Source organism: Sneathiella sedimenti (assembly GCF_017313765.1).
Taxonomy (GTDB): domain Bacteria; phylum Pseudomonadota; class Alphaproteobacteria; order Sneathiellales; family Sneathiellaceae; genus Sneathiella; species Sneathiella sedimenti.
In genome coordinates, this window is record NZ_JAFLNC010000001.1 from 246,257 (window position 1) to 267,510 (window position 21,254).

19 protein-coding genes are annotated in these 21,254 nt (G+C 52.7%); 7 read left to right on the top strand and 12 right to left on the bottom strand.

The window, feature by feature from the left end; translation table 11 throughout:
• Nucleotides 1–10 precede the first annotated feature (10 nt).
• The 10 genes from J0X12_RS01190 to coxB form a co-directional block, all read right to left on the bottom strand.
• Nucleotides 11–1,270, bottom strand: coding sequence for a M16 family metallopeptidase (locus tag J0X12_RS01190; protein WP_207041144.1), 1,260 nt, complete (start codon nucleotides 1,268–1,270; stop codon nucleotides 11–13).
• A gap of 13 nt (nucleotides 1,271–1,283) precedes the next feature.
• Nucleotides 1,284–2,684 (bottom strand): threonine synthase, encoded by a 1,401-nt coding sequence (gene thrC / locus J0X12_RS01195; protein WP_207041147.1) that lies wholly within the window; start codon nucleotides 2,682–2,684, stop codon nucleotides 1,284–1,286.
• Between the two features lie 102 nt (nucleotides 2,685–2,786).
• The gene (locus J0X12_RS01200) at nucleotides 2,787–4,289 is read right to left on the bottom strand and encodes a carboxypeptidase M32 (RefSeq protein ID WP_207041149.1); all 1,503 of its coding nucleotides are present in this window, start codon (nucleotides 4,287–4,289) and stop codon (nucleotides 2,787–2,789) included.
• Nucleotide 4,290: 1 nt separating this feature from the next.
• Nucleotides 4,291–5,007: an SURF1 family protein gene (locus J0X12_RS01205; protein WP_207041150.1), complete on the bottom strand. Its 717-nt coding sequence runs from the start codon at nucleotides 5,005–5,007 to the stop codon at nucleotides 4,291–4,293.
• A gap of 2 nt (nucleotides 5,008–5,009) precedes the next feature.
• A complete protein-coding gene (locus J0X12_RS01210) occupies nucleotides 5,010–5,384 on the bottom strand; it encodes a DUF983 domain-containing protein (protein ID WP_207041152.1) in 375 nt (124 codons plus the stop codon).
• A 17-nt stretch (nucleotides 5,385–5,401) separates the two neighbouring features.
• A complete protein-coding gene (locus tag J0X12_RS01215) occupies nucleotides 5,402–6,211 on the bottom strand; it encodes a cytochrome c oxidase subunit 3 (protein ID WP_207041154.1) in 810 nt (269 codons plus the stop codon).
• 65 nt (nucleotides 6,212–6,276) lie between these two features.
• Nucleotides 6,277–6,867 carry a cytochrome c oxidase assembly protein gene (locus J0X12_RS01220; protein WP_207041156.1) on the bottom strand — a complete coding sequence of 197 codons (591 nt, stop codon included), beginning with the start codon at nucleotides 6,865–6,867 and terminating at the stop codon, nucleotides 6,277–6,279.
• Between the two features lie 129 nt (nucleotides 6,868–6,996).
• Complete coding sequence (gene cyoE / locus J0X12_RS01225) at nucleotides 6,997–7,917, bottom strand: heme o synthase (RefSeq protein WP_207041158.1); 921 nt, start codon at nucleotides 7,915–7,917, stop codon at nucleotides 6,997–6,999.
• An 18-nt stretch (nucleotides 7,918–7,935) separates the two neighbouring features.
• Nucleotides 7,936–9,540 carry a cytochrome c oxidase subunit I gene (gene ctaD / locus J0X12_RS01230; RefSeq protein ID WP_207041160.1) on the bottom strand — a complete coding sequence of 535 codons (1,605 nt, stop codon included), beginning with the start codon at nucleotides 9,538–9,540 and terminating at the stop codon, nucleotides 7,936–7,938.
• A gap of 25 nt (nucleotides 9,541–9,565) precedes the next feature.
• Nucleotides 9,566–10,417, bottom strand: coding sequence for a cytochrome c oxidase subunit II (coxB, locus tag J0X12_RS01235; protein ID WP_207041162.1), 852 nt, complete (start codon nucleotides 10,415–10,417; stop codon nucleotides 9,566–9,568).
• 478 nt (nucleotides 10,418–10,895) lie between these two features.
• On the opposite strand from coxB, the gene tldD reads away from it, so the two are divergent.
• Nucleotides 10,896–12,326, top strand: a complete 1,431-nt coding sequence (tldD, locus tag J0X12_RS01240) for a metalloprotease TldD (RefSeq protein WP_207041164.1) — start codon at nucleotides 10,896–10,898, stop codon at nucleotides 12,324–12,326.
• A 52-nt stretch (nucleotides 12,327–12,378) separates the two neighbouring features.
• The gene (locus J0X12_RS01245; RefSeq protein ID WP_207041167.1) at nucleotides 12,379–13,176 is read left to right on the top strand and encodes a hypothetical protein; all 798 of its coding nucleotides are present in this window, start codon (nucleotides 12,379–12,381) and stop codon (nucleotides 13,174–13,176) included.
• Here J0X12_RS01245 and J0X12_RS01250 read toward each other — a convergent pair.
• Both J0X12_RS01250 and J0X12_RS01255 read right to left on the bottom strand, forming a co-directional pair.
• Entirely contained in the window at nucleotides 13,170–14,537 is a 1,368-nt protein-coding gene (locus tag J0X12_RS01250) for a glutamate--cysteine ligase (RefSeq protein ID WP_207041169.1), read from the bottom strand. The two genes, J0X12_RS01245 and J0X12_RS01250, sit on opposite strands and share 7 nt — an antisense overlap.
• 142 nt (nucleotides 14,538–14,679) lie before the next feature.
• Entirely contained in the window at nucleotides 14,680–15,420 is a 741-nt protein-coding gene (locus J0X12_RS01255; protein ID WP_207041171.1) for a 16S rRNA (uracil(1498)-N(3))-methyltransferase, read from the bottom strand.
• A 101-nt stretch (nucleotides 15,421–15,521) separates the two neighbouring features.
• Here J0X12_RS01255 and ubiA point away from each other — a divergent pair, with 101 nt between their 5' ends.
• From ubiA to J0X12_RS01280, 5 genes are all read left to right on the top strand, one after another.
• The gene (ubiA, locus tag J0X12_RS01260; protein ID WP_207041173.1) at nucleotides 15,522–16,451 is read left to right on the top strand and encodes a 4-hydroxybenzoate octaprenyltransferase; all 930 of its coding nucleotides are present in this window, start codon (nucleotides 15,522–15,524) and stop codon (nucleotides 16,449–16,451) included.
• Between the two features lie 77 nt (nucleotides 16,452–16,528).
• Nucleotides 16,529–18,037, top strand: coding sequence for a UbiD family decarboxylase (locus tag J0X12_RS01265; protein ID WP_207041175.1), 1,509 nt, complete (start codon nucleotides 16,529–16,531; stop codon nucleotides 18,035–18,037).
• A gap of 65 nt (nucleotides 18,038–18,102) precedes the next feature.
• The gene (locus J0X12_RS01270) at nucleotides 18,103–18,873 is read left to right on the top strand and encodes a sulfite exporter TauE/SafE family protein (protein ID WP_207041178.1); all 771 of its coding nucleotides are present in this window, start codon (nucleotides 18,103–18,105) and stop codon (nucleotides 18,871–18,873) included.
• A gap of 62 nt (nucleotides 18,874–18,935) precedes the next feature.
• Nucleotides 18,936–20,291, top strand: a complete 1,356-nt coding sequence (locus J0X12_RS01275) for a TldD/PmbA family protein (protein WP_207041180.1) — start codon at nucleotides 18,936–18,938, stop codon at nucleotides 20,289–20,291.
• Nucleotides 20,288–21,091 (top strand): 3'(2'),5'-bisphosphate nucleotidase CysQ, encoded by an 804-nt coding sequence (locus J0X12_RS01280; protein ID WP_207041181.1) that lies wholly within the window; start codon nucleotides 20,288–20,290, stop codon nucleotides 21,089–21,091. Before J0X12_RS01275 ends, J0X12_RS01280 begins: the two co-directional genes overlap by 4 nt.
• Nucleotides 21,092–21,254: the final 163 nt, after the last annotated feature.

Genomic DNA, 21,254 nt, shown 5'->3' on the forward strand with positions numbered 1-21,254 from the left:
CGTATCCTACCTAACTGAATTTTGCCGCGATCTGTTCAAACGAATCAAGGTTTTTCAAAGGACCGAGAGTTGCAATACTGGGAGTAACCCCAAAAAACAGTTTTCCAGCGAGATTCTGGGTATCGGCGACGGTTACGGCATCGATACTTTCGGAAATTTCCGATGTCGACAGGACCCGACCATAAATCAGCATTTGCCGAGCATGAGCCTCTGATCGTGAGGCCGGGCTTTCCATACCCATCAGAAGAGAGGATTTCAGTTGCGCCTTGGCGCGCTCAACCTCGGCAAGCTCTATACCCTCGCTTGTCCGCAGCAGTTCGTCGGTCAGCATATGGCTCAACTCTTTTATATGATCTTCCCCCGTTCCCGCGTAAACGGAAAAAGTCCCGGTATCAGCGTAGGAAGTGGAAAAACTAAACACCGAGTAGCACAGCCCCCGCTTCTCCCGGATTTCCTGAAATAGTCGCGACGACATGCCGCCACCGAGCAGTCCTGAAAGAACTTGCGCTGCATAATAGTCGTCGTCCGAATAGGAAACTCCCGGCACCGAGAGGGCATAGTGGACCTGTTCAAGATCCCGCTCTTCACGATACTCGCCACCCGAATAATGAGCAGGCGCCATACCGGTTTCCCCGGTCGTGGCCAACCCGTCAAAGGCCTTCTCCGCGAGGGCAACTATCGCATCATGATCAACCGCGCCTGACGCGCTCAACACCATTTTGGGCGCCAGATAATGGCTTTTCATATAACCGGCAATCATCGATCGGTCGAATCCACGCACTTTCCCGACAGTCCCGAGGATAGAACGCCCAATAGGTTGATCCGGATAGGAAACTTCCTGCAGGTGGTCAAATATAATATCGTCAGGCGTGTCGTACGTCTGGCCGATTTCCTGAACAATCACCTCTTTTTCACGAATGATTTCCGTTTGATCAAAGCTGGAATGGAGCAAAATGTCACCCAGAATATCGACAGCAAGCGGCACATCGTCTTTCAGGATTCTGGCAAAATAAGCGGTCTGATCCCGACTTGTATAGGCGTTCAAATGCCCGCCGACCGATTCAACCAGCTCAGCGATCTGAAGCGCGCTCCGTCGGGCTGTACCTTTGAATGCCATATGCTCAAGCACATGGGAAATCCCGTTTTCCTCTTTTGTTTCATGGCGGGCCCCGGCGTCGACCCAAACTCCCACGGCGGCCGTTTCCAGACCCGGCATGGGATCAGAAATGACGCGCAAGCCATTCATGAGAGTAGTTACTTTAACGTCCATAAATTCTTCCGTTCTAGGCGGCGCTCAAAATGCGCGCACGCTCCTTAATATAGGATTTTATTGTTCCAATATCATTTGGCAAATCGACAAGCCGTTCTTCCCGCTCGAACAGGTCGGCCATATGTTTTGGCAACTCGGGACGCTCCCCCGTCGCTTTTTCCACTGCATCGGGGAACTTCGCCGGATGCGCTGTCGAGAGAGTCACAAGAGGGACATCCGTATTTTTACGGCAGCTTTCCCCGACGGCTAGTCCAACTGCCGTATGAGGATCCACCAGCTTTGCACTGTCGTCCAATGTCCGTCGGATAGTGGCAAGGGTTTCTTCCTCGTCGCAGCGACCGGCAGCGAAGATGCCCTCATTCAACAGGGACATGTTGACCGAAAAGCCCCCTTCGCTGTCGAGCTTACCCATCAAATCAGCAATCGCATCGCCGTCCCTGCCATACAGATCCGCCAGAAATCGTTCGAAATTGCTGGAAACCTGAATATCCATGCTCGGGCTGATCGTCGGATCGACGCCGGATTTCCTATATTCACCGCTGTTGAAAAAGCGGGACAGAATATCGTTACGATTGGTCGCGACAATTAACTGCTCAATCGGCAGTCCCATCCTGCTGGCAGCATACCCGGCATAGACATCGCCGAAATTCCCGCTGGGAACCGAGAAGGAGATGGACCGCGAGGGCGCCCCGAGGCTGACACCGACAGTGAAATAATAGACAATCTGGGCCATAACTCGCGCCCAATTGATTGAGTTAACGGCAGAAACCGCCAGACTGTCGCGGAACTCATGATCGTTGAACATGGCCTTGACCATGGCCTGACAATCATCGAAGTCGCCTTCTACGGCGATGTTGTGAACATTTGCATCCAGTACCGTTGTCATCTGTCGGCGCTGTACTTCTGATACCCTGCCCTTGGGATGGAGAATAAAAATATCCACCGCTTCCCTGCCCCGGCAAGCCTCGATCGCCGCAGACCCGGTATCCCCCGAGGTGGCGCCGACAATCGTCACGCGTTTTCCTTCCCGCGCGAGCAGATGGTCATATAAGAGGCCAAGAAGCTGTAGCGCCACATCCTTAAAGGCAAGGGTTGGGCCGTGATAAAGCTCCATCAGGAATTCATTGCTACCGAGTTGGCTCACGGGCACAACGGCTTTATGGGCAAACCCCGCATAAGCCTTCTCCGTCATCTTCCGGAAATCGGCTGCGTCTATGCTGTCTCCCAGGAACGGTTGAAGCAGGAATGCCGCCGCTTCCGCATAAGACATGCCGGCCAGGCCTTCAATATCCTCCCTTGAAAATTGCGGCCAGCTTTCGGGCAGGTAGAGACCACCATCCCGCGCCAGGCCGGTCAGGACGACTTCCTCAAAATTCAAAACCGGTGCTTTACCGCGTGTGCTGATATATCGCACTTTCTCACTCCTCGGACGGAACAAATGGCGGGTGAGAGTAACCATATGCAGGGCATATGTGCAAGCCCGGATATACCCGCTCACCCCTTCGCCTAAAATAGTTTATGACAGGTATCGATCCCGCAAGTGCGCCTTGAAGGCATCGGCCGTCAACGGCGCACCGGTCGCAGACTTCATAATGCCGTTCGTCGATTGCGAACTGCCGCGAGAGTGGATATTGCGACGCAACCATTCAAGCAACGACGAGAATTTTCCTGCGCGGATTTGGCTCGCGAAATCCGGTATATCTTTCACTGCTGCGCGATAGATTTGTGCCGCCGCCATGGCACCCAACGTGTAGGTCGGGAAATAGCCAATAGCTCCGCTTGGCCAATGGATATCCTGAAGACACCCAAGACGGTCATTAGGTGGTGTAATCCCTAAAGTATTACGCATCCCGCTGTTCCAGGCGGCGGGCAGATCCTCGACCGCAAGGTCTCCGGAAAGCAGCGCCTTTTCCAAACGATACCGCAAGATGACATGAAGGGGATATGTCACTTCGTCCGCATCGACGCGGATGAAGCCGGGCTCGACCTTCTGGTAAAGCCGCTGGATATTATCCTCTTCCCACGCGGGTCCACTGCCGGCGAATGACTCTTTTATCCGGGGTAGAGCGAAGGCGAGGAAATCCTCGCTGCGGGAAAGCTGCATCTCAATCAGCAAGGACTGGCTCTCATGCAGCGCCATTCCCCGCGCGGCGCCTACAGGCTGGCTACGCCATTCCCTCGGCAAGCCTTGCTCATACAGCGCGTGGCCAGTTTCATGCAGAGTTCCCATCAGGCTCTGCGTGAAATCGTCGGTCTCGTATCGAGTGGTCAACCGAACGTCGTCGGGAATGCCCCCGGTAAAAGGATGGTGGCTGATATCTAGACGACCGTGATTGAAATCGAAGCCGAGAGCCGTCATGAATTCTTGTCCAAGCTTCTTTTGGATTCCCTCGTCAAACGGACCTTCGGGGATCCGGATCGGTGGCTTGGATTTTCCGTTTTCCAACACCGCACCCAGAAATTCCGGCAAGAAGTTCTCAAGGTCGTCAAACAATGTGTCTATAGTTGCGGATGTAATGCCGGGCTCATACTCATCGAGGAGAGCATCGTAGCGCGAAACGCAGAAAGCCGACGATTTCGCATCGGCAATATGGCCAGTAAGCAGCACAACTTCCTTTAGCGCCGGAACGAGAGAGGCAAAATCATTGTTGAGACGCGCCTCGCGCCATTCCATCTCGGAGCGGGACGTAGCGCGAGAATGCGCCTCGACAAGATCCGGACCAACCGCCGTTGCATGGCGCCAGCGATTTCGCATTTCGGCAAGATTGGCTCGCTGCCAATCGTCGAGACCACTAGAGGCATTCTCCGCCTCAGTCAGCAGATCGGCGATTTCTGAGCTATTCAAAATTTCATGAGACAGCAGACTGAGAACTGCAAGTTGCTCTGCGCGGGCCTCACTGCCGCCTGCCGGCATCATGGCCGCGCTATCCCAATGCAACATAGCAGCCGCGCCAGAGAGCGCAGAAAGGCGCGCAAACCGCTTCTCAAGATTTGAATACGCTGTTGTCAATTCCGGCATTTTATTCCTGTTTCGATCTACCGCGCTTAAGACCGTAAAGGATATATATAACAATCAGTGCAATGGCCAACCCAAGCCAGGTGAACGCATACTGGATATGGTTGTTTGGCAAGGAAACGCGCGTCTGCCCGCCCCTAGGGAATCCGCCTGGTATGTCGATCGCGTCGAGTTCAACAAAAACCGGCGCCACTTTGACATTCAGGTGATCCGCCATCTCGGAGAGTTCGCCATAAAGCCAGACATTATCCTCGGCGTTACTTCCGGGCAGAAAGGACCAAGATTTACCCCATGGCTTTCTTGCGACACCTGTAACCGTAACTTCTCCAGGGATTTGCCCATCCGCCCGCGTTTGCGGCTCTTTCTTGCTCTCCGGTACCCAGCCCCGGTTAACGAGGATGATATCCCCTTCATCGCTTCGTTTGAACGGCGTAATGATCTGGAAGCCAGAACGCCCTTTTTCGGTATGGGCAAAAAGATGAAGTTCGTTGTCATGATCAAACTCACCCGTCAGGCTAACCCGCCGGTAATGCCACTCTTCAGGAACAATCTCCCCTGCCGGCAGCGTAACAGGTGCTGCAGCAAGCTGATTGTTGATCTGATCGATCAAATCGACTTTCCAGCTATAACGATTGACCTGCCAGACAGTCAATGCCAGCAGGATTACAACGCACGGCACTGTAATTAAGGTCGGGACAAACCCGGGAGAGAATTTTTTCATGTTCAGTAACGCTCTATTTCGGAGCTCGCTTTATGCTTGAACTGCAGGGCGATCAAATAGGCCTTGAAAGGCCGGAGCAGTCCAATGCTCAGGATTAGTATCATCGGAAGCCAAATCGTCAGCTGCAACCAATATGGCGGATGAAACATCAATTCCATTCCAACGGCAAGGCCGCCGACAAGGAAGCCGACAATCAAGATGATAAAAACGGCAGGGCCATCACCACTGTTGACGGTACTGAAGCTCTGTCCGCAGGTATCACAGGCTTCCACGACATCGAGAAAGCCCTTAAAAAGTTTCCCCTTTCCGCAAGCCGGGCATTTGCAGGTGAGCCCGGCGCGCAAAGGGGAAACTGGCATGCCATAGGAATAAGGCATATATGTTCAGGTTGAGGTCAGGTCCACTCCGGTCCTGCGCCCCACCAGTAAACGGCGAAGAACAGAAACAGCCAGACAACGTCAACAAAATGCCAGTACCAGGCTGCCGCTTCGAGGCCGAAATGATGTGTTGGTGTGAAATGACCTTTCATCGCACGGAGCAGGCAAACCAGCAGAAAGACCGTTCCGATAAAGACATGTGCACCATGGAAGCCGGTCGCCATATAGAAGGTCGACGGGTAAATTCCATCGGTGAAACCGAAGGCGGCGTGCGAATATTCATAAATCTGAACAGCTGTAAAGGAGGCGCCCAGGATAACTGTCAGCAACAGACCCTGGACAAGGCCCTTACGGTCGCCATGCTGAAGAGCATGATGAGCCCAGGTTACCGTCGTTCCCGACAGCAGCAGGATGACCGTATTCAAAAGCGGAATATGCCAGGGGTTAAAGGTCTGAATACCTTCAGGTGGCCAGACACCGCCGCCGACTTCTGTGGGAAACAGACCGGCGTTGAAATACGCCCAGAACCAGGCGACGAAGAACATAACTTCGGACGCAATGAACATGATCATGCCATAGCGCAAACCTAGTTGAACAACAGGCGTATGATGCCCTTCATGTTCCCCTTCTTTGACGACATCGCGCCACCAAGTATAGGCCGTGTACAAAAGAACAACAAACCCAATTACGAACACCGCATAGCCCTTGTCATGCATCCACATAACGGCACCAATCGCCGATACGAAGGCGGCAACAGACGCAAGGGCCGGCCACGGACTTGGATCTACCAGATGATAATCATGTTGTTTGGCGTGAGAATCTGCCATTCCTAAACTCCTGCAATTCACTCGGATCAGATCCGCTCTTAAAAGTTACCCAATTCTTTTAAAGGTCAATTCACATCGACCGATTTTTCTACTGCTTTTGCCGAAACCTCTGCCTCTTCTTCATCTTCGCTGATAAAGAATGTGTAAGATAGCGTTATTACCGTCACTTCTTTTGCATTCGGATCATTGTCAATTTCGGGATCAACAAAAAAAGTAACCGGCATATCGACTCGCTCACCCGGCTGCAATACCTGCTCCGTAAAGCAAAAACAATCTATCTTGGTGAAATACTGCCCCACCTTCTGCGGTGTTACATTAAAGGTAGCCGTTCCCTTGATCGCGCGATCGGTTGGGTTAAAGGCTTCATAAAAAGCCAGTCCCGTTTCACCAACCTTCATTGTTATCTTATGCTTTACCGGCTTGAAATCCCAAGGCATATCGCGACTGGTATTCGCATCGAACTCAATCGTAATTTCCCGGTCAAGGACAACATCCGGAGCAAGATCCGCCTGCTGCGTTGTTCCCCCATATCCCGTCACCCGGCAAAACAGGTCGTAAAGCGGCACAGAGGCATAGGCCAAGCCAACCATACCCGCGACAACCGAAGCCAAAACGACCGCAAGACGCACCGATTTTCTATTCTGTCCGTTTGTCACGTGCTTGCTCCACCCGACATTTTTACGATGGTGATCAGATAAAACAAAACCACAAGGGCAATAAGAATCCCCCCGACCGCGAGGTTCCGGATACGTTGTCGCTTGAGAGTTTCTTTGTCACGGGGCATGTTAAATCACCGTCCGAACAAGGCTCTCGCCAAGTAAAATGGCAAATAGCAGGAACAGATATAAAAGAGAATAAGCGAAAAGCTGTTTCGCGCTCTCCTCGTCCTTGCAGCGCCAGACTTTTAGCGACAGTAGTAGGAACAATCCGCTTAACACGCCGGACCCTACGCCATAAAAAATTCCTGCATAGCCGAGAAAATACGGCATCACCGCGACCGGGAAAAGCAACGCACTGTAGAGCACGATTTGCCGGCGGGTAACATCCCGCCCAGCAACGACGGGAAGCATCGGTACACCGGCCTTCGCATAGTCGATATCGCGCCACAGGGAAAGCGCCCAGAAATGCGGCGGAGTCCACATGAAGATAATCGCAAACAAGACGAGCGATTCAGCACTGACATCACCGGTAACCGCGGCCCAGCCGATCATTGGCGGAAAGGCACCTGCTGCGCCGCCAATCACAATATTCTGCGGTGTCCGGCGTTTCAGCCACATGCTATAGACAAAAACGTAAAAACCGATGGTGAGAGCAAGTAACGCCGCCGCGACATAATTGACGGCAAGCCCCATCAGCACCACGGACGCAACCGAGAGCACCGTCCCAAAGGCCAGTGCCTCATTGGCACTTACGCGTCCAGCAGGAATTGGCCGATCCTTCGTGCGATCCATGATCGCATCGATGTCCGCATCGTACCACATATTGATTGCACCAGAAGCCCCGGCGCCAACTGCGATACAGAGAAGCGCCGTGAAGGCCAATACCGGATGAAGACTACCTGGAGCAACCGCAAGCCCCACGAGCCCCGTAAAAACGACAAGCGACATCACCCGCGGCTTCAGCAGGGCAAAATAATCGCTTACCCGCGTCAAATCTGAAGTGACGCGGGTTTCGATCGTTTCCTTTACAAGGCTTGTGTCGGACACAAGTAACTCCTTCGAACCTTATTTAATGACCGGCAGTTCGTTGAACTGATGGAAAGGTGGCGGGGACGGCAGCGTCCATTCCAGTGTCGTTGCGCCTTCACCCCAAGGATTATCAGCTGCCTGCTCCTTGCGGACGAAGGCATGTACAACGGTAACCAGGAAGATCAGAACACCGACGGCCGAAACGTATGAGCCGTAAGACGAGATCTCATTGAATCCCGCAAATGCATCCGGATAGTCAGGAATGCGTCGTGGCATACCGGCCAGACCGAGGAAATGCATCGGGAAAAAGATCATGTTCACGCCAATAAAGGTGACCCAGAAATGCAGATGCGCCAGCTTTTCTGAATAGGTATAGCCGGTGATCTTGCCAAACCAGTAGTAGAAGCCTGCAAAAATGGCGAACACGGCACCCAGGCTCAAAACGTAATGGAAATGGGCCACAACATAATAGGTGTCATGCAGCGCGACATCGAGGCCGGCATTGGCAAGCACCACACCAGTCACACCGCCTACAGTGAACAGGAAGATAAAACCGAGTGCCCAGACCATTGGCGGCTTGAACTCAATCGAGCCGCCCCACATCGTCGCGATCCAGGAGAAAATCTTCACACCGGTGGGAACGGCGATCACCAGCGTCGCAACAAGGAAGTAAGCCCGCGTATCGACGTTCATACCGACCGTGTACATGTGATGGGCCCAAACGATAAATCCAACAGCGCCAATCGCCACCATGGCATAGGCCATCCCGAGATAACCAAAGACCGGCTTGCGCGAGAAGGTCGCAACGATCTGGCTGATGATACCAAAGCCCGGAAGGATCAGGATATACACTTCAGGGTGACCGAAGAACCAGAACAGATGCTGGAACAAAATCGGATCGCCGCCGCCCTGAGGCTCAAAGAAAGTCGAACCAAAATTCCGGTCTGTCAAAAGCATCGTAATGCCGCCTGCGAGAACGGGCAGTGACAGCAGCAGCAGGAATGCGGTCACAAGAACCGACCAGACGAAGAGCGGCATCTTGTGCATGGTCATGCCCGGTGCGCGCATGTTGAAAATTGTCGTGATAAAGTTGATTGCACCGAGGATCGATGACGCACCAGCCAGATGAAGGCTGAGGATCGCGAAATCAACAGCCATACCCGGGTGTCCGATGGCAGAGGAAAGCGGCGGATACATGGTCCAGCCACCACCAACGCCGTTGGCGCCTGCGGGTCCTTCAACAAAAATTGAGATGAGCAACAGACCGAATGCCGGCGGCAACAGCCAGAAAGAGATGTTGTTCATGCGCGGGAACGCCATATCCGGCGCACCGATCATCAACGGTACAATCCAGTTTCCAAATCCGCCAATCATTGCCGGCATAACCATGAAGAAGATCATGATCAGGCCATGGCCCGTCACCAGGACGTTGAAGAAATGGAAATTGCCGTTCAGAAACTGATCGCCCGGCATTTGCAATTCTGCCCGAATATAAACGGACATTGCGCCACCGATAATCCCGGCGATAATCGCAAAAATAAGATACATCGATCCGATATCTTTGTGATTGGTCGAATAGACCCACCGCTTCCAACCGGACGGGGTGTGTTCATCGTGAGCGGCTGCTGAACCGTAAGCCATAATGTCGTGCCTCTCTCTAGCCTGTTTACTCTGCGCTTGTGGACGTAACCTGGGCGAACTTTATCGCCGGCGCTCCGCCACTTGCGAATTCTTTTTTGGCTTCAACAAGCCATTTTGCGTAATCTTCCTTGCTGACCGCCTTGATCATGATGGGCATGAAGCCGTGACGGGCACCGCATAGTTCCGAGCACTGCCCGTAGTACATGCCTTCTTTATCGATCCGCATCCATGTTTCATTCAGGCGTCCTGGAACGGCATCCATCTTGACCCCGAATGCAGGCAGGGCCCATGAATGAAGAACATCCTCGGCTGTGACAAGAACGCGGATATTCGTCTCAATTGGAAGGACGATCGCATTGTCTGTAGCCAGAAGTCGCGGCTGACCAGGCTTGAGCTCATCTTTTTCAAGCATCACGGCATCAAAGGCGAGTCCCTCTTCATCCATGTATTCATAGCCCCAATACCACTGGTAACCGATGGCTTTCAGGGTCATATCCGGTGTTTCAATCCGGTCTCCATAGTAGAGGAGCTTCAGAGACGGGATCATGATAACAATCAGAATCATGATTGGGACGACCGTCCAGATAATCTCAATGAAGGTGTTGTGGGATGTTTTCGAAGGATTTGGATTGGCGCGCTTGTTAAAGCGCAGGATTACATACACCAGCAGGACCAGTACAAATATTGAAATTGCACTGATAATCCACAGCAGCATATCATGGAAGACATGCTGTTCCGCGGCAACTGGCGAGAACGCCTGCTGAAACGTCATTTGCCATGGCGCGGGTTGCCCCTGTTCCGCTGTGGCGGTTCCCATCGTCAATACCGTGCCTGCAATTACGGCTATAAATGCGACAAGATTTCTAACCATACCCATCTTCAATTCCCGTCTGTGATCACATGTCTACTTAACTTAGCCTGATACGAAAGCCAGTATACTCCCGCATAGCCAAATTCTGGACAGATTTTTGATTTATACTCAGCTCATAACGGCAAATCAAAAAGCTTTCCACCTGATTGCGCGGGAAACTACACCACCGATGTGGTTTATAACAAGTCCAAGACTGCAGTAATTCAGGTTTCGACACTATTTTTTTTCATAGCCGCAATGCGCCTAAGCTTACATAGTCAATATATTTCAATACGTTACAATAAATTCACTGAATTCACCCAGGTTGCCTTACCTTCCAGCCACAAGGACCATATTGTGACATTATGTCACACCGGATCGCATCGTCGACAACAAAGACAATCAGAATCTTTGAAATCGGTAATTACCCTCTCTCGACATTCACCGTCAAAAGACACATATTCACCTGTAGTACACCCTGCCGTCCAACGACCGGAGCTTTTTAATGACTGATATATCGACCGCCAATGATCTCTTCTTCATACCAACGGGTATGGATCGGGGAGCTGTTGAAAGGCAGGTCTCAAAAGCGCTTGCGAAGGCGGATGACGGAGAGCTATTTCTGGAATACCGCCAATCGGAAGGTTTCTCCTTTGACGATGGCCGGCTTAAAAGTGCGAGCTTCGATACCACGCAAGGTTTCGGGCTAAGGGCTGTTGTTGGCGAGGCGACAGGCTTCGCTCACGCCTCTGAATTGAGTGAGGACGCAATCGTCAACGCAGCAAAAACCGTGCAGGCGGTGCAGACCGGCAAAGGGGGCACGATGGCATTGCCGCCTGCTGGTTCAAATCGCGCGCTTTACAGTGATGACAACCCCTTAAGTGAAATTCCGTTTGATGCGAAGGTGAAGGCCCTGTCCGAAATAGATGCCTACGCGCGCGGTAAAGACAGTAAGGTCGTGCAGGTTTCCGTCTCTCTGGCCGGATCCTGGCAGGGCATTGAGATAATCCGCAGTGGCGGCGAGCGCGCGGGCGACATCCGTCCACTGGTTCGTCTCAACGTGTCTGTCGTTGTCGAAAAGGATGGCCGGCGCGAATCCGGCTCCCACGGTATGGGGGGGCGCACCGGCTATGATTTCTATCTGGAAGAAGGAACATGGAAAGCCGCTGTCGACGAAGCGTACCGCCAGGCAATCGTCAATCTTGATTCCATCGCCGCACCGGCCGGCGAGATGGATGTGGTTGTCGGTCCCGGCTGGCCGGGCATTATCCTGCACGAGGCGGTGGGTCACGGCCTTGAGGGCGATTTCAATCGCAAGAAAACCTCTGTCTTTTCAAACCTGATGGGCGAACGTGTGGCCGCGCCGGGCGTCACTGTCGTTGACGACGGAACGATTGCGGATCGCCGCGGCTCCCTCAGCGTTGATGATGAAGGTACCGCGACGAGCAACACCACCCTGATTGAAGACGGTATACTTGTCGGTTACATGCAGGACCGCCAGAATGCGCGTCTTATGGGAGTTGAACCAACTGGCAATGGGCGCCGCGAAAGCTATGCCCACCTTCCCATGCCGCGCATGACCAACACCTATATGTTGGGAGGGGATCAAGATCCGGAAGAAATTGTCAAGTCCGTGAAGAAGGGCCTCTATACGGTCAATTTCGGCGGCGGACAGGTTGATATCACCTCCGGCAAGTTTGTCTTCTCCTGCACAGAAGCCTATCTTATAGAGGATGGCAAGCTCACTGCTCCGGTCAAAGGGGCGACCCTCATCGGGACCGGTAGCGAAGCCCTCAAGAAGGTAAAAGCGATCGGCAATGACATGGCATTGGACAGTGGGATTGGCACGTGCGGCAAAGCTGGCCAGAGCGTTCCAGTCGGTGTCGGGCAGCCGACCATGCTGATTGAAGGACTTACAGTTGGTGGTACAGCGTAGGACAGAACCTGCAGGTGGCTCTACGATCATCTCGTTGTTATGTTTATGCATATTGTCGGCACTTGCAGTTATCGGAACGTCACCTGCTGTTGCCGGCAATGAACAGAATTGGCTCCCGCCCGGTAGTTCGACGGAGATTCTACGTAATCCACCATTAGAGTTGATACGATCGGACACGATCCGCGATGAAAAATGGCTCTATGGACGTTTGCTGTTTCGAAGCCCGTCCCTCCTTGGCGAGAAGGCCGTCCGCATTGGCCTTTCCTGCAATAGCTGTCACTCAAACGGACATGTAAATACGGATTTTTTCATTAACGGGCTTTCTGATCGCCCTGGCCGCGTTGATGTAACCCATCGTTTCTGGCAAGCAGGGTTCGACGACGCTATTTCCAACCCAATGGACATTCCGTCATTACGCGGTTCCCGGGATACCGCGCCGTATGGCACGGTCAATATCTTCCCGACCTTACATGCCTTTACAAGACATGTCATCGTGACGGAATTCGCGGGACCAGTCCCAGATTCGGAAAAGCTTGAATCGCTTGTTACCTATCTGAGCTCTCTTGATAACAAGGAGTTAAATAACGATCAGAGCGTTGTAAAGGCAGGTGCAGACATGTCCTATTTATCACTTCTGCGCTCCCCTCTCGAAGAGAGAGACAATACAAAACTGCGCGAACTTACGGATTTGATCAGGAGTGACTTTGGCCGCCGCGCCGATATGACAAATACGCGGATTGAGGCAACCCGGCGCACTGTCAAAGGATTAAAGGAAATAACCGAAAAAGCCGCCTTGAAGGAGTATCCTGCGGCAATCACGATCTATCAGAAGCTTATGTCGGATCAGTAGGCATATTCCGTAAATACCGGATCGATATTTTCTTTCCAGTCGCCATGGAAACGCTCCAGCATCTCTTCTGCAGGAGTTTTCCGCAATTTCACAATTGTTTTTAGCGCATTCAGGAAATGGCTCTCGTCCTCGCCGAAGCTATCCATCCGCTTGCGGGCCTTCAGGCCAGACGACGCAATTTCCAGAACCTCTGCGGCGAGTTCCTGCATCTGACGCCCGTTCGGCAACTCTGTTGAAAGCGCGTGTGTAATAACATCATCGCGAATTCGCTGGCGATCTTCTGCCGTCCAGTCCTTCACCAGATCCCACGCGGCATCCAGCGCCCTGTCATCATAAAGCAGCCCGACCCAGAATGCGGGCAACGCACATAGCCGCCGCCAGGGCCCGCCATCCGCGCCGCGCATTTCGAGAAAACGCTTCATCCTGACTTCAGGGAAAAGAGTCGTCAGGTGATTATCCCAATCGACAAGGTTTGGTTTCTCACCCGGCAACCCGGGCAGTTCCCCCTTCAGAAAATCGCGGAAAGACTGCCCGCTTACGTCTATGTAGGTTCCGTCGCGATAGACAAAATACATAGGCACGTCGAGGGCATAATCGACATAGCGTTCAAACGAGAAGCCTTCCTCAAAGACAAAGGGAATCATGCCGGTCCGGTCCGGATCCGTATCGGTCCAGATATAGCTACGGTGGCTGAGATGCCCATTTGGCCGCCCTTCGGTGAAGGGAGAGTTCGCAAACAAAGCCGTCGCAAGCGGTTGCAGCGCAAGGCTGGTGCGGAATTTCTTGACCATATCCGTTTCCGACGCATAGTCGAGATTGACCTGTACCGTGCAGGAACGAAACATCATATCCAGACCATGCTGACCACGGGTCGGCATATATCTCTTCATGATCTGATAGCGCCCCTTGGGCATGATCGGGGTTTCTTCCCGCGTCCATTTCGGACTGAACCCCAGACCGAGAAACCCAACCCCCATCTCGTCGCCGACTTCACGAACCTGGGCGAGATGGGTATGCACTTCACTGCATGTTTCATGCAGGTTTTCAACAGCGGCCCCGGAAAGTTCCAATTGACCGCCGGGTTCCAGGCTGATCGAACATCCCTCTTTCGACAGGGCAATGACATTGTCCCCTTCGAAGTCCGGTTGCCACCCGAAGCGCTGCAATCCCTCCAGCATGGTTCGGATGCCCTTCGGTCCCTCGTAGGTCATCGGTTCATGGGTATCTAGCGTAAAGCCGAATTTTTCGTGTTCTGTACCAATACGCCATTTGTCGCGTGGTTTGCACCCGCTAGCGGCAAAGTCCACCAACTGAGTCTTGTTGGTAATTTCGATGGCGTCGCCTTTGGAAGGTCCGGACATGTATTCCCCTCTTTTTATGGAGGCCGGGCAATGCGCCCCTGGTCCGGCCTTTAAAGCTTGACTTAAAGAATTGCACAGCCCGCTTCAAGCCAAAAATGTTATTTTTGTTTACCGATCACATTTTGATCTGTGATCGACGCCCTTAATTCCAGTCTCCCTGAAACGCCTGCAACAGAGAAAGACACGCAAAAACAGCAGTTTCCGCCCGTAGAATTCGCGGGCCTAAGGAAATTGCATGAGTATTCGGACGGGCCGATATCAAATCAATCTCCTCATCCGTAAACCCGCCTTCTGGTCCGGTTACTACCGCCCATTTTTCCGCGGGCGCCAGATGCGCAAGCACATCCTTCGCACTTTGCCCGGTCAGCCTCTCATTGCAAAAAATCAAGGTTCGCTCGGGTTCCAGTGCTGCCAGCGCCTGTTCCAGCTTGATGAGGCCATGCACAGTCGGTACGTTAAGCCGCTCGCATTGTTCGGCCGCTTCCAGGGCCTGCAACGTCATCTTGTCCTCACGCAGCCGCTCTGTATTTGTCCGCTGGGTCTGGACAGGCTGGAGACTGGCAACACCAAGTTCGGTTGCTTTCTGCACAATCAGTCCGGTCTGGATTTTCTTGACGGGCGAAAACAGGAGCTCGATGTCCGGCTCCTCTACCTGCGGACGGAGTTGCTCAGTAACATGAATAAGACAATGGTTTTTATGTACTTCCTGCAACCGGCCAAGCCATTCCCCGTCACGGCCATTAAACAGCGCGACTTTATCGCCTTCAACGCGCCGCATTACTGTTGCCACGTAATGGGACTGGTTTTTATCAAGAACCACCCCCAGATCAGTACCTAAGTCGCTTGGGACATAAAGGCGAAGGGAATAGGGTTTCGGAAACATGCGATGATCAACTCTTTAAATATATTGGAAGATTATTTATTGCGATTCATATCAATTAATGCCATCTCCGTCACCTTTAGATAGATCAGGACTGTTTTGATATGCGACGACCCGACAGGATCATTGATGACGCCAGCAAGCAAAACTGGGTAGATCTCTATGCGCCCGATGGCCTCCAGCCATATATGAAGCTTTCCCGGCTTGACCGGCCGATCGGCACCTGGCTGTTGTTGCTTCCCTGTCTCTGGTCAATTGCACTTGCGGCCCCAGCGGGTGAACTTCCTAATATTTGGTACTTTATCCTGTTCAGCATTGGCGCACTTGTTATGCGCGGGGCGGGCTGCACATTGAATGATATTGCCGACAGGGATTTCGATGGCAAGGTTGAACGCACCAGGAAGCGGCCCCTCCCGAGCGGACAGGTTACGCTTTTGCAAGCCATCTTCTGGCTGGGCCTGCAATGCCTGATCGGGCTGCTCATCCTGCTGCAGTTCAATCTCTTTGCGATCCTTCTCGGCGCGGCGAGCCTTGTTCTTGTGGCCATTTATCCCTTCGCAAAACGCTTCACCTATTGGCCACAGTTCTTCCTCGGCCTCGCCTTTAACTACGGCGCCCTACTCGGTTGGGCAGCGGTCAAGGGCAGTATCGAAACTGCTCCGATTATCATGTACTTGGGCGGAATCGCTTGGACGCTTGGCTATGACACTATTTATGCGCATCAGGACAAGGAAGATGATGTTCTGATCGGCGTTAAATCAACTGCCTTGAAATTCGGGGAGACCACGGCCTACTGGCTAATCGGCTTTTATGCATTAATTTTCGTCGCACTTCTTGCGAGCGGTTATCTCGCGGGCCTCACCCTTCCTTTTTACATTTTCATGGCGGGGGCCGGCGCCCATCTGTTCTGCCAGATCCGCACCCTCGACATCGATAATACTGATCTCTGTTTGATTCTTTTCAAGTCCAACAAGGTCTTCGGCCTGATCGTGCTTGTCGCTATCATCGCCGGGAAGTTTTCACTTCCACTATAAGAAATGCTTTTACTTTACGGGAACGCGTTATCTCGGGCATAGTCGCCGGGACGCAGTTAGCAATGGAATAGGTTAAGATGGCGTACGGGTCACTCCGGGAGTTTATAGCACAGCTGGAATCAAGTAATAAGCTCGTCAGAGTCCAGCAGCCAGTGTCTACCGATCTTGAAATGACGGAAATTCAAACCCGGCTTCTGGCGGAAGGCGGCCCCGCCGTTCTGTTCGAGAATCCCGTCAATGAAAAAGGCGAGAAAAGCTCGATGCCCGTCCTTGTCAATCTGTTCGGCACTGTCGACCGGGTCGCCATGGGCATGAACCGCACACCTGCTGAATTGCGCGAAGTGGGCGAAACACTCGCCTTTCTGCGCCAGCCAGAACCCCCGGAAGGATTTCGAGAGGCCGTTGGCATGCTCCCGGTGCTCAAGACCGTAATGAGCATGCGGCCGAAAAGCGTAAAAAAGGCAGCTTGTCAGGAAGTCGTGCTGACCGGTGATGAGGTCGATCTAGATAAACTGCCGATCCAGACCTGCTGGCCGGGAGAACCTGCACCGCTGATCACCTGGCCGCTCGTCGTGACCAAGGGCCCCAGTGGCGACAAGACCGATGACTTCAATCTTGGCATCTACCGGATGCAAAAACTCGGCAAGAACAAAACCTTGATGCGTTGGCTGAAGCATCGTGGCGGTGCCCAGCATCACGCTCGCTGGGGAAAAGAAAAGAGGGAGCCACTCCCTGTCGCGGTCGTTATCGGCGCGGATCCGGGAACCATTCTGGCGGCCGTGACGCCGATCCCAGACAACCTGTCCGAATATCAGTTCGCCGGGTTGTTGCGCGGTGAAAAAGTAGAACTGGTCGACTGCAAGACAATCCCGTTGAAAGTTCCTGCGAGCGCCGAGATTATTCTAGAAGGCCATGTTTCCCTTGATGACTATGGCGATGAAGGGCCCTATGGCGATCATACCGGGTACTATAACTCTGTTGAAAGCTTTCCGGTTTTCACCATATCCGCTATCACCATGCGGGAGAAACCGATTTATCTCTCCACTTTTACCGGCCGACCACCGGATGAACCCAGCGTGTTGGGAGAGGCACTCAATGAGTTGTTTATCCCCCTGATCCAGCAACAGTTTCCGGAGATTGTCGATTTCTGGCTTCCGCCGGAAGGCTGCAGCTACCGAATTGCCGTTATCTCCATGAAAAAAGCCTATCCCGGTCATGCGAAGCGCGTGATGATGGGCGCCTGGTCCTATCTCAGGCAGTTTATGTACACGAAATTCCTTATCATCGTTGACGACGACATCAATGCCCGCGACTGGAAAGATGTGATGTGGGCTGTCTCCACCAGAATGGACCCCGTCCGCGATATTACAACCATTGAAAACACCCCGATTGACTATCTCGATTTTGCCTCTCCCGAACCGAGCCTGGGAGGGAAAATTGGCCTTGACGCGACCAACAAATTGCCACCAGAGACCAAACGCGAATGGGGCAAGCAGATCCGCATGGACGATACAGTAATTGAAAAAGTCGATCAGCTTTGGGAGAGCCTTGGCCTTCCCGGCGATGGAAAGGCTATCTGGAAGTAGCGGGATCCCAATCACTCAAAACGTTCTGATATAAATAACAAGCGCATCACCGCGGAGAAGCAAGTATGACGTTTATCACCGATCCTGTTTTTTACCTTATCGCCGTACCGGTAGTTTTGCTGATCGGGATTTCCAAGGGCGGGTTTGCGGGCTCTCTTGGTCTGTTAAGCGTCCCTCTGCTCTCGCTCATGATTTCACCGATACAGGCGGCGGCGATCGTTCTCCCAATTCTGTGCGTGATGGATATCTTCGGCCTTTTGGCATACCGGCGCACGGCCGATTGGCGTAATCTGGGTTATCTGTTGCCAGGGGCGGTTTTGGGAATTCTCGTTGGCTATCTGCTTTTCAGCTATTTAAGCGCGGATTTTATCAAAGTCCTTCTGGGTGTTATCTGCGTTGTATTTACGCTCAATCATTATGCGCGCAGGGTTCCTGCAGACCATGTTGCAAATGCAGGTCTCGTCCGGGGTTCTTTCTGGGGGTCCATTGCAGGCTTTACAAGCTTTGTCGCCCATGCGGGGGGGCCGCCATTGCAGTTTTACATGCTGCCGCAAAAACTCGACAAGACGCTCTATGTCGGTACGTCCGTCTGGTTTTTCTTCGCCATCAATTATGTGAAGCTTATTCCCTATGGAATGCTTGGGCAGTTTTCTCTTGAAAATATCGGAACGTCGCTGGTGTTGTTGCCGCTTGCCCCTCTTGGTATCTGGATGGGTGTCAAGGCGCACAAAATGGTATCAGAGGTCCTGTTTTACCGGATCGCCTATGTGCTGGTGCTATTGACGGGCGGCAAACTGCTCTGGGACGGTCTCTCGGGAATGAATTTGCTTTTCTAATTCCCTTTTCGGCCTGCGCCTCCTATGTATGGGGACGTTGTTATTTTTCAGTCAAGGTGACTATGTCAAAACAATCCGCTGATGAGCAAAACTCACTCAATATCCTCGATGACCTGATTGCGATTGCCCGTCGCAAGGGCGCCGAGGCAGCAGACGCTGTTCGCATCCAGGGAACGTCAGTCAATGTCTCCGTCCGGCAGGGCGAAACCGAAGAGATCGAACGATCCGAGGCACATGATCTGGGCCTTCGCGTCCTTATCGGGAAACAGCAGGCCTTTGTTTCCTCGAATGACACGAGACCGGAGTTGCTGGAAGAGATTGTTGACCGGGCGCTCGCCATGGCCCGCAACATGCCCGAGGATGAATATTGCGGCCTTGCTAACCCTGACTTGCTGGCGAAGGACTTTCCTGAACTGGACCTGTTTGACGAGACGACTTTAACACCCGACGACCTCGTCGCCATTGCAAAGGAAGCAGAAGACGCGGCCCTTTGTGTCACGGGCGTTACAAACACGGAAGGTGGCGGCGCATCTACGGGGCGGGCGTCGATTGCGCTTGCGACCTCTGGTGGTTTCAGAGGGTCCTATACATCCAGCAGCTTTTCCGTCAGCGCCTCTGTCATTGCCGGTGAAGGCCGGGGCATGGAACGCGACTATGATTATGACAGTCGCCATTTCTATTCTGATATGCGATCCCCTTCGGAGATTGGCAAAAATGCCGGTGAGCGAGCCGTCAAGCTCCTTAACCCGCGAAAAATGCCGAGTGGGCATGTTCCGGTGGTGTTTAGCAATCGGGTGTCTGGAAGCATTCTCGGACATTTCGCCGGGGCCATTTCGGGCGCATCCATTGCACGGGGCACCAGTTTCCTAAAAGACCATATGGGCGCTCAGATTTTCTCAAAGGACATTAATATTATTGATGATCCGCACAGATTGAGGGGCGCCGCATCAAAGCCGTTCGACGGCGAAGGAGTTGCAAATAAACGACTTGACCTAATTCAGGACGGTACATTGCAATGCTGGATCCTCAATAGTGCCTCCGCCATGCAGCTGGGCCTGGAAACGAATGGCCGGGCAACACGCGGTACCGCCTCGCCGCCCGGTTCCGGGACAACTAACTTGTATATGGAGGAAGGGACAAGCTCCCTTGAGGGGCTAATTGCCGACATCAGGTCAGGCCTGTATATCACCAGCCTCATCGGATTCGGGGTCAATGGTATAACAGGAGACTACAGCCGCGGGGCATCCGGCTTCTGGATTGAGAATGGTAAAATTGCCTTTCCTGTCTCCGAACTCACCATTGCCGGCAATCTTAAAGACATGTTCTTGAACCTGACACCTGCGAATGACCTGGATTTCCGCCAAGGAACCAACGCACCGAGCCTGCGTGTCGAAGGGATGATGGTTGCGGGTACATGACGACTGAATTTGATAATGATTTTGCCCTGCTCTCACACACCATGCAGGAGGCAGGGCATATCGCCCGGCGCTATTTCAACAATACGCTGAAAAGCTGGGAAAAGAAGCCCGGCGATCCGGTAAGCGAAGCGGACCTCGCCCTGGACACCCATTTCAAGGAAAAACTGCTCGCGGCACGCCCGGACTATGGATGGCTTTCCGAAGAAACGGCGGACGATCTCTCGCGGCTTGAGAAATCAAGAGTTTGGATCATCGATCCGATCGACGGCACGCGCTCCTTTATTGCCGGAAAACCGGAATTTACGATCTGCGCTGCCCTGGTAGAGGATGGAAAACCGGTCCTTGGAATTGTGTATAACCCGATTCTGGAAGAGCTATATGAAGCGGTACACGGACAGGGCGCCAAGCTGAATGGCAAATCCATTACCTGCAGTAAAAAATCCGACCTGTTTAACGCCAAATTAATCGCAAGCCGGAAGTCCTTCGAGTGGCACGGCTGGCTGGAGTCCGTCAAAGGAGCAACCTTCAGTCATGTCAATTCAATAGCCTATCGAATGGTGAAGGTTGCATCACAGGAAGCACACGCCTCCCTTTCACTGACACAAAAAAGCGATTGGGATGTCGCGGCCGCGGATATTATCCTTGCCGAAGCCGGCGGAATTACAACGACGACACAAGGTAACAAGCTTGTCTACAACAGGAAATCCATCAATCAACGGAACGTCATTTCGTCAGGCATCAGTTTTCACCCGCAACTCATGAAGCTCCTGAAAACCTTTGGGACTGCCAAGTCGTTTTGATGTACGCGGTCACGATTTAGGCTTTAGATAGCGAGAAACGGTTGCAAAAACAAATTGCGCTGACTAATTTACAGGTCTCATTTTGACAATTCGGGGTGATCCGTAATGACATTCTTTTCGCGTACTATAGTGACCGCAACCCTTTTGTCGGCCTCTCTTTTGT

What these genes read in the sequence shown, in the direction of transcription:
- coxB (WP_207041162.1), bottom strand. Translation starts at nt 10,417, where the DNA reads ATGGGTATGGTTAGAAATCTTGTCGCATTTATAGCCGTAATTGCAGGC.
- J0X12_RS01205 (WP_207041150.1), bottom strand. Translation starts at nt 5,007, where the DNA reads ATGAAAAAATTCTCTCCCGGGTTTGTCCCGACCTTAATTACAGTGCCG.
- tldD (WP_207041164.1), top strand. Translation starts at nt 10,896, where the DNA reads ATGACTGATATATCGACCGCCAATGATCTCTTCTTCATACCAACGGGT.
- J0X12_RS01210 (WP_207041152.1), bottom strand. Translation starts at nt 5,384, where the DNA reads ATGCCTTATTCCTATGGCATGCCAGTTTCCCCTTTGCGCGCCGGGCTC.
- ubiA (WP_207041173.1), top strand. Translation starts at nt 15,522, where the DNA reads ATGCGACGACCCGACAGGATCATTGATGACGCCAGCAAGCAAAACTGG.
- J0X12_RS01255 (WP_207041171.1), bottom strand. Translation starts at nt 15,420, where the DNA reads ATGTTTCCGAAACCCTATTCCCTTCGCCTTTATGTCCCAAGCGACTTA.
- J0X12_RS01215 (WP_207041154.1), bottom strand. Translation starts at nt 6,211, where the DNA reads ATGGCAGATTCTCACGCCAAACAACATGATTATCATCTGGTAGATCCA.
- J0X12_RS01190 (WP_207041144.1), bottom strand. Translation starts at nt 1,270, where the DNA reads ATGGACGTTAAAGTAACTACTCTCATGAATGGCTTGCGCGTCATTTCT.
- J0X12_RS01275 (WP_207041180.1), top strand. Translation starts at nt 18,936, where the DNA reads ATGTCAAAACAATCCGCTGATGAGCAAAACTCACTCAATATCCTCGAT.
- ctaD (WP_207041160.1), bottom strand. Translation starts at nt 9,540, where the DNA reads ATGGCTTACGGTTCAGCAGCCGCTCACGATGAACACACCCCGTCCGGT.
- J0X12_RS01280 (WP_207041181.1), top strand. Translation starts at nt 20,288, where the DNA reads ATGACGACTGAATTTGATAATGATTTTGCCCTGCTCTCACACACCATG.
- J0X12_RS01265 (WP_207041175.1), top strand. Translation starts at nt 16,529, where the DNA reads ATGGCGTACGGGTCACTCCGGGAGTTTATAGCACAGCTGGAATCAAGT.
- J0X12_RS01200 (WP_207041149.1), bottom strand. Translation starts at nt 4,289, where the DNA reads ATGCCGGAATTGACAACAGCGTATTCAAATCTTGAGAAGCGGTTTGCG.
- J0X12_RS01250 (WP_207041169.1), bottom strand. Translation starts at nt 14,537, where the DNA reads ATGTCCGGACCTTCCAAAGGCGACGCCATCGAAATTACCAACAAGACT.
- J0X12_RS01270 (WP_207041178.1), top strand. Translation starts at nt 18,103, where the DNA reads ATGACGTTTATCACCGATCCTGTTTTTTACCTTATCGCCGTACCGGTA.